This window comes from Streptomyces sp. NPDC048659 (assembly GCF_040650575.1).
In the GTDB taxonomy this organism is placed as follows: Bacteria; Actinomycetota; Actinomycetes; order Streptomycetales; family Streptomycetaceae; genus Streptomyces.
On record NZ_JBEZHM010000111.1, the window covers coordinates 1 to 11,316 of the forward strand.

9 protein-coding genes and 1 riboswitch are annotated in these 11,316 nt (G+C 70.0%); of the genes, 4 read left to right on the forward strand and 5 right to left on the reverse strand.

Features of this window, described 5'->3' with window-relative positions:
- Positions 1–177 precede the first annotated feature (177 nt).
- The 5 genes from AB0C99_RS38760 to AB0C99_RS38780 form a co-directional block, all read right to left on the reverse strand.
- The gene (locus AB0C99_RS38760) at positions 178–1,953 is read right to left on the reverse strand and encodes an ABC transporter substrate-binding protein (protein WP_362485087.1); all 1,776 of its coding nucleotides are present in this window, start codon (positions 1,951–1,953) and stop codon (positions 178–180) included.
- A gap of 109 nt (positions 1,954–2,062) precedes the next feature.
- A complete protein-coding gene (locus AB0C99_RS38765; protein ID WP_362485089.1) occupies positions 2,063–3,064 on the reverse strand; it encodes an ABC transporter permease in 1,002 nt (333 codons plus the stop codon).
- Between the two features lie 360 nt (positions 3,065–3,424).
- Positions 3,425–4,216, reverse strand: coding sequence for an enhanced serine sensitivity protein SseB C-terminal domain-containing protein (locus AB0C99_RS38770; protein WP_362485091.1), 792 nt, complete (start codon positions 4,214–4,216; stop codon positions 3,425–3,427).
- A 91-nt stretch (positions 4,217–4,307) separates the two neighbouring features.
- Positions 4,308–5,045, reverse strand: a complete 738-nt coding sequence (locus AB0C99_RS38775; RefSeq protein ID WP_362485093.1) for an enhanced serine sensitivity protein SseB — start codon at positions 5,043–5,045, stop codon at positions 4,308–4,310.
- Between the two features lie 117 nt (positions 5,046–5,162).
- On the reverse strand, positions 5,163–5,864 hold the full coding sequence (locus AB0C99_RS38780; protein WP_362485095.1) for an AAA family ATPase: 702 nt from the start codon (positions 5,862–5,864) through the stop codon (positions 5,163–5,165).
- Between the two features lie 154 nt (positions 5,865–6,018).
- Positions 6,019–6,131, forward strand: a riboswitch (glycine riboswitch).
- A gap of 159 nt (positions 6,132–6,290) precedes the next feature.
- Between AB0C99_RS38780 and gcvT the strand changes: the two genes are divergently transcribed.
- From gcvT to AB0C99_RS38800, 4 genes are all read left to right on the forward strand, one after another.
- Positions 6,291–7,415: a glycine cleavage system aminomethyltransferase GcvT gene (gene gcvT, locus AB0C99_RS38785; RefSeq protein WP_362485097.1), complete on the forward strand. Its 1,125-nt coding sequence runs from the start codon at positions 6,291–6,293 to the stop codon at positions 7,413–7,415.
- A 139-nt stretch (positions 7,416–7,554) separates the two neighbouring features.
- Positions 7,555–7,932, forward strand: coding sequence for a glycine cleavage system protein GcvH (gene gcvH, locus AB0C99_RS38790; protein ID WP_046905368.1), 378 nt, complete (start codon positions 7,555–7,557; stop codon positions 7,930–7,932).
- Between the two features lie 24 nt (positions 7,933–7,956).
- Positions 7,957–9,216, forward strand: a complete 1,260-nt coding sequence (gene glyA, locus AB0C99_RS38795) for a serine hydroxymethyltransferase (protein WP_362485099.1) — start codon at positions 7,957–7,959, stop codon at positions 9,214–9,216.
- A 166-nt stretch (positions 9,217–9,382) separates the two neighbouring features.
- Complete coding sequence (locus tag AB0C99_RS38800; RefSeq protein WP_362485101.1) at positions 9,383–10,768, forward strand: L-serine ammonia-lyase; 1,386 nt, start codon at positions 9,383–9,385, stop codon at positions 10,766–10,768.
- Positions 10,769–11,316: the final 548 nt, after the last annotated feature.

An 11,316-nucleotide genomic window follows, 5' to 3' on the forward strand; every position in this document is an offset into this window, starting at 1 on the left:
CTTCACCAGCAGCTCGGTGCCCACGCAGGGGGTGACCCCGTCGGGCCCGCGCGTCTCGTCGGCGACGATCAGGCGATCGGGTTCCCCGGCCGCCGCGCACGGCCCTCACCTGCCCTTCGGACCTAGCGGCGGGTGCGCCGTTGGAGCGAGTTGGTTTCAGACTCGGCTGGAGGCGACTTACTTGACGACGCCGAGCGACGCGTAGTCGTAGCGGCCGTTGTAGGCGTCGGCCGTGTAGACGTTGGTCAGGCGGGAGCCGCGCCAGATGATGTTCTTCTCGTGGGTGAAGGGCAGGTAGACCGCGGCCTCGGAGACCTTGGTGTTGATCTGCTTGTAGATCTCGCCGGCCTTGGCCGGGTCGGTCTCCTTCAGCGCCTGGTCGAACAGGCCGTTGACGGCCGGGTCGTTCAGCTCGGAGAAGTTGTTGTTGCCGGACTGCAGGATGAACCGGCCGTCCACGAGCGGCTGCAGGAAGCCCTGGCCGGTCGGGAAGTCGGCGCCCCAGCCCATGATGATGATGCCGTAGCCCTTCTCCTTGACCACCTTCGGCGAGCCGATGATGCCGGAGGTCTGGGCGCCGTCGAACTGGTCGATCTGGGCGTCGATGCCGACGGCCTTCAGCGACTGCTGGAGGGACTCGGCGGTCGCGATCTCGATCTTCTTGTTGTTGCGGACCGCGATCGTGGTCTTGAAGCCGTTCGGCTGGCCGCACTTCGCGAGGGCCGCCTTGGCCTTCGCGAGGTCCGGGGCGCCGCCGAGCTTGCCGTACGGGTCGTACTTCGGGTCCGCGCCCTTGATCGCCGGGGGCAGCATGTTGGAGGCGATGTCGCCACCGGCCTGCGGGCCGCCACGCGCGGTCTGGAGGGACTTGGAGTCGGCCGCGTAGATGATCGCCTTGCGGCACTCGATGTTGGGGATGACCGTCTGCGGGAAGACCGCGTAGCGGATGAAGCCGGTCTGCGGGTTGTCCGCGTTGCCCTTGTTCTGCTGGAGCACCTTGGAGCGGGCGGCGGCGCCGACACCGGTCGCGTTGATGTCGAGGTCGTACTCGCCCTCGATCAGGCGGTTGTCCATGTCGTCGGCGTTCGTGGTGAACGTGACGCTGATGGTGTCCGGGAGGGCCTTGCGGATGCCGTCGCTCTTGGCGTCCCAGTTCTCGTTGCGGACGAGCTTCATGGACTTGTTCGGCGTGTACGACTGCCACTTGTACGGGCCGGAGGAGAAGACGTTCAGGCCGTACTTGGCCTTGGTGTCCTTGTCCTGGCGGACCGGGGAGGCGGCGGGCATCGCCAGCATCTGCAGGAAGTCGCCGTTGGCGACGGGCAGCTTGAAGACGATGGTCTTGTCGTCCGGGGTCTCGATCGCCTTCAGGCCGAGCTTGTCCGCGGAGGTGTCCTTGTACGGACCGGCGTAGGTCTTCTTCGGGTCGAGGACCTGCTGGAGGTAGATCGGGCCGCCGGAGATGACGTCCTGGGCCCAGATGCGCTCGATGCCGTACTTGACGTCCTTCGAGGTGATCGGCTTGCCGTCCTCCCACTTCACGCCGTCCTTCAGCGTGAACGTGTAGGTGAGGCCGTCGGCCGAGACCTTGCCCGCGTCGGTGGCGAGGTCGGGGACCAGCTCGGTGGAGGCGGCGCCCGGCTCGGACTTGAAGGAGACGAGCTGGCGCGTGTAGTAGCGCTGGAAGTCCCAGACGAAGCCGTAGTAACCGCGCTGCGGGTCCCAGGAGTCGGCCTCCTGCGAGCCGATGAACTTGAGCTCGCCGCCCTTCTTGTCCGAGGGGTTGGCGACCTGGTTCACCGCGGCGTTGAAGCCGGCCCCGGTCGCCTTGCCGCCGCCCTTGCCGCTGTCGCCGCCCTTGCCGCCGCCACACGCGGTGGTCGCGACCATCGTGGCCGCGGCGAGCAGCGCGCCCGCGGCGATTCTGCGCCTCTGGGAGCTGTTCAGAGTCATGGTCGAGCAACCTCCGAAGTAAAGGCGGCCGTTGTCACGGTGGTCCGCCGTTGGGGGATGTGCCTCTGTCGACAGCGGCAGGGGCGGGTCTTGCGGTGAACGGCGTACGTCAGCGGGAGCTCTTCGGGTCGAGCGCGTCGCGCACGCCGTCGCCGAAGAGGTTGAACGCCAGCACGGTGATGAAGATCGCGAGGCCGGGGATCACCATGAAGAGCGGGTCGGCCTCGTAGGTGGTGATGGCCGTCGACAGCATCTGCCCCCAGGAAGCGGTGGGGGGCTTGACACCCGCGCCGAGGAAGCTGAGCGCGGCTTCGGTGAGGATGTTGGTGGGGATCATCAGGGTCGCGTAGACCATGATCGGGGCGATCAGGTTGGGCAGCAGCTCGCGGCGCAGGATGTACAGCCGGCCGGCGCCGAGGCTCTGCGCGGCCTCCACGTACTCGCGGTTGCGGAGGCTGAGGGTCTGGCCGCGGACGATGCGCCCGACGTAGGGCCAGCCGAAGAAGCCGATCACGACGACCAGCGCGGCGATGCGGACACCCGAACCGTCGAGCCCGAGGAACTGGTTGGGCAGCACGGAGACCAGGGCGATGGTGAAGAGCAGTTGCGGGAAGGCCAGCATGACGTCCATGACCCGGCTGAGCGCGGCGTCGATCCAGCCGCCGAAGTAGCCCGCGACGACGCCGAGCACGGTGCCGAGGACGACCGCGAAGAGCGCGGCGGCGAAGGCGACGAGCAGCGAGATCCGGGCGCCGTAGACGATGCGGCTGAAGACGTCGCGGCCGTTGACCGGCTCGACGCCGAAGAGGAAGTCCGAGCTCACGCCGCCCCAGGAGCCGATCGGGGTGCCGAAGAGCGGGTCGATCTGGTCCTCGTGGAACTCGTCGGGCGGGTGCCCGAGGAGGCCGACGATGAGGGGCGCGAAGAGCGCGACGAGGATCAGGAAGATCACCACGAAGGCGCCCGCGAGGGCGAGTTTGTCGCGCTTCAGCCTGGTCCAGGCGATCTTCCAGGGGGAACGGCCCTCGATCGCCTTGGCCGGCGCGTCGGGCACGGCGTCGACGGCCGCGGCCTGCCCGGCCGCATTCGTCTCGTGCAGTGGTGCCGTCATCGTGGTGAGGACCCCTCTCGGCCGCCGGGTCGCCGGCCCTTGCCCGCCGCGGGTAGCGGCTCGGTGGAACAACTGCTGGGCACCGGCTCGGGGGGAGCCGAACGCCTGGTGTTCCGGGGAGTCTTCAATGTGTCCGCGATCACCCGCCAGACCCCAAGGGGAATGTTTTCCTAAACGTGATGCGGTGCGCTGTCTTCCGTTATCCGGACGTCGTGATCGCGTGAGCGGACCAACTCGGCCGCTATTCGACCAGACCGGACATCCCGCTCAACTCATGCCGTGCAGGAGTGAATTGGGGGAACCGAAGCGACGGAAGGGACGTAAGGGTACGGAGCCGGACGGCGGTGTCGGACGGAGACGTCAGTACGGGCGGGGCGCGGCCGGCGGGTAGCCGTAGCCGGGGGCGGGCGGGGCCGCCGGGGCGGCGTGCGCGTCGCGGTCGTAGAACGGCCGGGCGTTCGCGTGCAGCCACATCGCGACCGGGTCGTACGCGTCGGACATCGCGACCGTGGAGACCGGCAGGCCCTCGGGGACGGCGGTGACGGTCTGGAGCATCATCGTCCGCACCGCCTCGACGGAGCCGGGCGAGGAGTCGTAGAGGTCCAGGCCGATCGCGAGGTACGGGGAGCCGAGCGCGGGCTGCACCCAGGCGCGGCGCAGCGAGCGCACCGCCGGGGTGCGGTGGGCGTTCTGCGTGAGCAGGGCGTAGAACTGCGGGATCTCCAGCGCGGGTTCGGTCAGCCGCAGGGGTCCGGCGGGCATCCGGTCGAGGCCGGTGGCGATGCGGCGCAGATCGGCCCAGGGGATGCCGACGCCGCCGCCGGGAGCGTGCGGATTCAGCCAGATTCCCCAGCGGTCGGGGTAGAGGGCGCGGGCGATCTCGATCCCGGCGACCAGCTCGTGGGCGCGGTTCCAGCCGGAGGCGGCGAGCTCCTGGGCGGAGGTGACGCAGGGCGCGTAGCCGAAGCCGTCGACCTCCATGTTCCCGTACTGGGCGTCGGGCGAGCCGGGCGAGCCCTGCCAGAGCAGCATCCGGACGTCGGCGGCGGCGAGGGCGTGCAGCAGCCGCTCGTATGTGTCATGGCGCCCGGGTGCCACCTGGCGCAGCATGTGCTCGACAGTGTCGGCCGCGGCGGTGCCTGACGCGCTCACCTTTGGGTCCCGCCCCTCGTCGTCCGCATCGCGGTGTGGATCGGCTTGAATCAGTTCAGCTTGAATCAGTTCAGCTTAGACAAGGGGACGCTCACACGGCGGCGCGCTGGTAGAAGGGGCGCACCTTCGCCAGCATCCAGTCGCCGACCGGGTCCTGTGCCACGTCGAGCAGGATGAGGTTGACCGGCCAGGCCGTCTCGATCCGGCCGAGGGCGCGGCCGAGGGCGTCGAGCGGTCCGTGGCGGTCGGCTTCGGGGGCGGTGAGCTGGACCCCGATGAAGAGGGCGGGCTCGGTGCCCTCGACGCTGGCCAGGACGCGGCGGGCGGTCGCCACGGTTCCCAGCGCCTCGAACTCGGCGGAGGCGGCGGAGAGGAAGTCGACGGGGTCGTCCTGCCAGTCGGGCTCGAAGAGGCGGACGCGTCCGCCGCTGGCGGGCCCGTCGAGCGCGGTGCGGCCGGTCCGGCAGAGCTCGGCGACGGCGGGCGGGGGCAGCGGGATGCCGACGGTGCCGCCCGGGTTCACGGCGATGCCGAGCTGCGGGGGCAGGCCGCGGGCGAAGTCGCGGGCCGGGGCCACGGTGAAGGACATGTGGGAGCCGACGCAGGCCAGGAACTGCTGCTCGGAGCTGAAGACGGGCACGTAGGCGTAGCCGTCTATCTCCAGGGTGGGCAGGTCGAGGTCGCTGCTGTCGGGGCCCCCGCCGTTGGGCAGCGGCACCCAGACGGGGCTGCGCCCGAGCACCTCGACCAGCCGGCCGCCGGCGGCGGGGCTGCCGAGCGAGGCGGCCAGCACTTCCTCGAGCTCATTGCCGGGCCACGTCACGTCCACGGTTCTCTTCATTCCCCTCTCGCGCCCGGCGCGTCCGGCACCTGGTGCGGTTCAGCACCTTAACGGCGTGTCGGGGCCGCCGTGACCGAAAAGGGCGCGGAAGGGGCGCGGAGTGGTTCAGGACACGTCCCGGAATCCGATCTTCCGCAGGGTGTCGGCCGCGTCCCGGTCGAGCAGGGTGACCGAGGAGCAGCCCGGCGGCAGCAGGCCCGCCTCGGCGGTGCGGACCAGCCGGGAGACGGCCCGCCGGTGCCGGGCGAAGGCGTAGCCGGAGACGCCCCGGCCGCGGGCGAGCTGGCCCTCGCGGGCGGTCTCGGGCCCGACGTCGAGCAGGATCAGGTGCAGGGCGGTGCCGCGGCGGCGGGCCTCGCGGGCGAGCCAGCCGCGCACCCAGGACTGGGTGCCGCAGTCGTGGACGACGACGCCGGCGCCGGAGCGCAGGGCGCGGCGGAGCCCGGCGTAGTGGGCGAGGCGGGCGAGCGGGCGGTAGACCGCGTACGGCAGGAAGCGGGGCAGCCGGGCCTCCCAGCGCTCGCGGGTGTGCTGCGAGTCGATGGCGCGGCCCTCGGCGGTGCGGGCCATGAGGGTCGACTTGCCGCTGCCGGGCAGCCCGGAGACGACGACGACGTCGCCGGTGGCGTAGGAGAGGGCGCGGGGGCCCCGGCCGCCGCGCTCGCGCAGGTCGCGCAGGAGCCGGCCGCGGCGGCGGGTGCGGGCGCGGGCCCGTCCTCCGGCGCGCGGCACGGGTATGCCCGCTCCGGTCGCGTAGGCGCCGGCGTGCCCGACAGTCCGCACCGGTGTCCTCGGCGGCATCTGCATCGCGTCTCTCCCCCTGGTAGGCCCTGCGGAGACCCTTGCCCATGAAGTGTAAAGAAAGGGTAATGAGACGCAAGCGATATGCCGGGCCGAACCGCCGTGCAATGATGTGCGCGCAAGCGCTCGCACGAGCGTCCACAACCTCATAACGGCCGCTCGAATCCGCGCGGGAGAGTTCCGGTCACGCACCGCAGTCACAGGGGTGCGTCCGGGCGCCGAAGGAGCAAGTTCCTCCCTTGAATCTCTCAGGCCCCGTACCGCGTGGATGAGGCAGATCTGAAAAGCGGACCGCGCACGTCGCGCGGTCCCACCCAAGGTGCAAGCCGGGGATGCCCCCGGTGAACCTCTCAGGTTCCATGACAGATGGGGAGGACCGTCCTCCGTCATGCATGTCGTGCCCCGCACGCCCTGGGACCCGGGAGCCACCCGATGAGCACTGCCCCCCGCCTCACCGCCCTCGACGCACTGCACCGTTCGCTGGGCGCGACCATGACCGACTTCGCGGGCTGGGACATGCCGCTGCGCTACGGCAGCGAGCGCGACGAGCACAACGCCGTCCGCAACCAGGCCGGTCTCTTCGACCTCTCGCACATGGGCGAGATCACCGTCACGGGCCCGCAGGCCGTGGAGCTCCTGGACTACGCCCTGGTCGGCAACATCTCGACCGTGGGCAACGGGCGCGCCCGCTACACGATGATCTGCCAGGAGGACGGCGGCATCCTGGACGACCTGATCGTCTACCGCCTGGGCGAGACCGAGTACATGGTCGTCGCCAACGCCTCCAACGCCCAGATCGTGCTGGACGCGCTGGTCGAGCGCTCCGAGGGCTTCGACGCCGAGGTCCGCGACGACCGCGACGCGTACGCGCTGCTCGCCGTCCAGGGCCCGGAGTCCCCCGGCATCCTGAAGGCGATCACCGACGCCGACCTGGACGGCCTGAAGTACTACGCCGGGCTGCCCGGCACCGTCGCGGGCGTCCCCGCGCTGATCGCCCGCACCGGCTACACCGGCGAGGACGGCTTCGAGCTGTTCCTGAAGCCCGAGCACGCCGAGGGCGTGTGGCGGGCGCTGACCGAGGCGGGCAAGGACGTCGGCCTGATCCCCTGCGGCCTGTCCTGCCGCGACACGCTCCGCCTGGAGGCGGGGATGCCGCTGTACGGCCACGAGCTGACCACCGCGCTGACCCCGTTCGACGCGGGCCTGGGCCGGGTCGTCAAGTTCGAGAAGACCACCAACGAGGGTCGCTTCGTCGGCCGCGAGGCGCTGGAGAAGGCCGCCGAGCGCGCCGAGACCGCGCCGCCGCGCAAGCTGGTCGGCCTGATCGCCGAGGGCCGCCGGGTGCCGCGCGCCGGCTTCTCCGTCGTCGCGAACGGCCAGGTCGTCGGCGAGGTCACCTCCGGCGCCCCGTCCCCGACCCTCGGCAAGCCGATCGCCATCGCGTACGTGGACGCGGAGCTCGCCGCGCCCGGCACCGAGGGCGTCGGCGTGGACATCCGCGGCGCGCACGAGCCGTACGAGGTCGTGGCGCTGCCGTTCTACAAGCGCCAGAAGTGACACGCCGGAACCCGAGTGGCGCGCCCAGGCTCGCTTGGGCCTGAGAAGTGACGTTTCCCTCACCCGTTCGTCTCACTTCGTGTCTCACCCCGCAAGACCCACGTTCATCAGTACTCCCCCGATCCAGGAGAATCAGGTCATGAGCAACCCCCAGCAGCTGCGCTACAGCAAGGAGCACGAGTGGCTGTCGGCCGTCGAGGACGGCGTCGCCACCATCGGCATCACCGAGCACGCCGCCAACGCGCTCGGTGACATCGTCTACGTGCAGCTCCCCGAGGTCGGCGACACCGTGACCGCGGGCGAGACCTGCGGCGAGCTGGAGTCCACCAAGTCCGTCAGCGACCTGTACGCCCCGGTGACCGGTGAGGTCGTCGCGGCCAACCAGGACGTCGTCGACGACCCGTCGCTCGTGAACTCCGCTCCGTTCGAGGGTGGCTGGCTGTTCAAGGTGCGCCTCGCGGGCGAGCCGGACGACCTGCTCACCGCCGACGAGTACACCGCCTTCACCGCCGGCTAAACCGAGACCCCCAGGGATCGATTCATGTCGCTTCTGAACACCCCTCTCCACGAGCTGGACCCCGACGTCGCCGCCGCCGTCGACGCCGAGCTCCGCCGCCAGCAGTCCACCCTCGAAATGATCGCCTCGGAGAACTTCGCTCCGGTCGCGGTCATGGAGGCCCAGGGCTCGGTCCTCACCAACAAGTACGCCGAGGGCTACCCCGGCCGCCGCTACTACGGCGGCTGCGAGCACGTCGACGTGGCCGAGCAGATCGCCATCGACCGGATCAAGGACCTGTTCGGCGCCGAGTACGCCAACGTGCAGCCCCACTCCGGCGCCTCCGCCAACCAGGCCGCCCTCTTCGCGATCGCCCAGCCGGGCGACACGATCCTCGGCCTGGACCTGGCGCACGGCGGTCACCTGACCCACGGCATGCGCCTGAACTTCTCCGGCAAGCAGTTCAACGTGGTCGCGTACCACGTGGACGAGGCCGGTCTGGTCGACATGGCCGAGGTCGAGCGCCTCGCCAAGGAGCACCGCCCCAAGGTGATCATCGCGGGCTGGTCCGCCTACCCGCGCCAGCTGGACTTCGCCGAGTTCCGCCGGATCGCCGACGAGGTCGAGGCGTACCTGTGGGTCGACATGGCCCACTTCGCCGGCCTGGTCGCGGCGGGTCTGCACCCGAACCCGGTCGAGCACGCGGACGTGGTCACCTCGACCACGCACAAGACGCTCGGCGGCCCGCGCGGCGGCATCATCCTGGCGAAGAAGGAGTTCGCCAAGAAGCTGAACTCCTCGGTCTTCCCCGGCTTCCAGGGCGGCCCGCTGGAGCACGTGATCGCGGCCAAGGCCGTCTCCTTCAAGGTCGCGGCCTCGGAGGAGTTCAAGGAGCGCCAGCAGCGCACCCTGGACGGCGCCCGGATCATCGCCGAGCGCCTGGTCCAGGACGACGTCACCGCCCACGGCGTCTCCGTGCTGTCCGGCGGCACCGACGTGCACCTGCTCCTCGTCGACCTGCGCGACTCGGAGCTCGACGGCCAGCAGGCCGAGGACCGGCTCCACGAGGTCGGCATCACGGTCAACCGGAACGCCGTTCCGAACGACCCGCGCCCGCCGATGGTCACCTCCGGTCTGCGCATCGGCACGCCGGCCCTCGCGACCCGCGGCTTCCAGGCCGAGGACTTCGCCGAGGTCGCCGACATCATCGCCGAGACGCTGAAGCCCGGCTTCGACGCCGAGGCGCTGAAGGCCCGGGTGACGGCGCTCGCCGACAAGCACCCGCTGTACCCCGGCCTGAAGTAATTTCGTACCCTTTTGTTACCGGACCCGTCCGGGTCCGTTCGTACGAAACCTCCGGGGCACCGCGCACACTGGACAGTGAGCGCGGTGCCCCGGCCCGTGCACCACGCTCTTCGTTTCTGCGCCACCCCGGCAGACAACGGCGTCTAGCCCTCACAAGGAGTCCCCCGTGGCCATCTCGGTCTTCGACCTGTTCTCGATCGGCATCGGCCCGTCCAGCTCCCACACGGTGGGCCCCATGCGCGCGGCCCGGATGTTCGCCCGCCGGCTGAAGAACGAGGGCCTGCTCGCCCACACGGCGGCGATACGAGCGGAGCTGTACGGCTCGCTCGGCGCCACCGGCCACGGCCACGGCACCCCGAAGGCCGTCCTGCTGGGCCTGGAGGGCAGCTCCCCGCGCACCGTCGATGTCGAGAAGGCCGACGACGAGTTCGAGCGGATCAAGGCGAGCGGCCGGATCAACCTGCTCGGGATGCACGAGATCCCGTTCTCCTTCGACGACGACCTGATCCTGCACCGCCGCAAGGCGCTGCCGTACCACGCCAACGGCATGACGGTCTTCGCGTACGACGCCGAGGGCGCGCTCGTCCTGGAGAAGACGTACTACTCGGTCGGCGGCGGCTTCGTCGTGGACGAGGACGCTGTGGCCGGGGAGAACCCGATCGTCCCCGAGGACACCGTCCTGAAGTACCCCTTCCGCACCGGCGACGAGCTGCTCCGGCTCGCCAAGGACACCGGCCTGTCGATCTCCTCGCTGATGCTGGAGAACGAGAAGGCGTGGCGCACCGAGGACGAGATCCGCGCCGGTCTGCTGGAGATCTGGCGGGTCATGCAGGCGTGCGTCTCGCGCGGCATGTCCCGCGAGGGCATCCTGCCCGGCGGCCTGAAGGTCCGCCGCCGCGCCGCCACCTCGGCCCGCAAGCTGCGCTCCGAGGGCGACCCGGCCGCGCACGCGATGGAGTGGATCACCCTCTACGCGATGGCCGTGAACGAGGAGAACGCGGCGGGCGGGCGCGTGGTCACCGCCCCCACCAACGGCGCCGCCGGCATCATCCCCGCCGTCCTGCACTACTACATGAACTTCAACTCCGGCTCCTGCACCCCGGAGGAGAAGGAGGACGGCGTGGTCCGCTTCCTCCTCGCCGCGGGCGCGATCGGCATGCTCTTCAAGGAGAACGCCTCGATCTCCGGCGCCGAGGTCGGCTGCCAGGGCGAGGTCGGCTCGGCCTGCTCGATGGCGGCGGGTGCCCTCGCCGAGGTCCTCGGCGGCTCCCCCGAGCAGGTGGAGAACGCGGCCGAGATCGGCATGGAGCACAACCTGGGCCTCACCTGCGACCCGGTCGGCGGCCTGGTCCAGATCCCGTGCATCGAGCGCAACGGCATGGCGGCGGTCAAGGCCGTCACGGCGGCGAAGATGTCGATGCGCGGCGACGGCAGCCACCTGGTCTCCCTCGACAAGGTCATCAAGACCATGAAGGAGACGGGCGCGGACATGAGCGTGAAGTACAAGGAGACGGCGCGCGGCGGCCTGGCCGTGAACATCATCGAGTGCTGATCGCGCTCTGATCGCGCGCTGATCCCGTACTGACGGGCACCCGTATCCGGTTCATCACGGTGGTGAACCGGATGCGGCCGTCCGGCCATTCGCCCAATCTTGACATGTACAGGCCAAAGCATGCTGTCGCGGGATGGAAACCGGTAGACGGCAAGGTCTTTCCGGGCAACCGAAAATGCACTGGAAAGCGCATTTCCGAAGATCGAAAGGGTAATTCCATGTGCCCGTTCGCACGCTTTTTTCGGATTCCGGCCAGACCCATTCGGCGGCGCGCGAAGAACAAGCCATTTCCTGGATTCCGGTAACCCTGCGGCCACTTTGATCGGATAGCTTCCGCCACCAGTGGAGCTTGATCACACGAGGGTGGTTATCCAGATGAACAAGAAGGTCCTGGGTGTTCTCGGCGCGGCCGTGCTGTCGTTCGGCGTTGTCTCGCCGGCCAGTGCGGCGGGGCCGGGGTACGACCTGATCACGATGGGCGTGGGGAGCAAGACCCTCGGAATCGCCTATGTGGACAACGGCTATTCCGGGTCGCGTATCGAGTTCCG

Excerpts from the sequence above, each read along its gene's own strand:
- gcvT (WP_362485097.1), top strand. The coding sequence starts at position 6,291 with ATGAGCACTGCCCCCCGCCTCACCGCCCTCGACGCACTGCACCGTTCG.
- AB0C99_RS38765 (WP_362485089.1), bottom strand. The coding sequence starts at position 3,064 with ATGACGGCACCACTGCACGAGACGAATGCGGCCGGGCAGGCCGCGGCC.
- AB0C99_RS38760 (WP_362485087.1), bottom strand. The coding sequence starts at position 1,953 with ATGACTCTGAACAGCTCCCAGAGGCGCAGAATCGCCGCGGGCGCGCTG.
- gcvH (WP_046905368.1), top strand. The coding sequence starts at position 7,555 with ATGAGCAACCCCCAGCAGCTGCGCTACAGCAAGGAGCACGAGTGGCTG.
- AB0C99_RS38780 (WP_362485095.1), bottom strand. The coding sequence starts at position 5,864 with ATGCAGATGCCGCCGAGGACACCGGTGCGGACTGTCGGGCACGCCGGC.
- glyA (WP_362485099.1), top strand. The coding sequence starts at position 7,957 with ATGTCGCTTCTGAACACCCCTCTCCACGAGCTGGACCCCGACGTCGCC.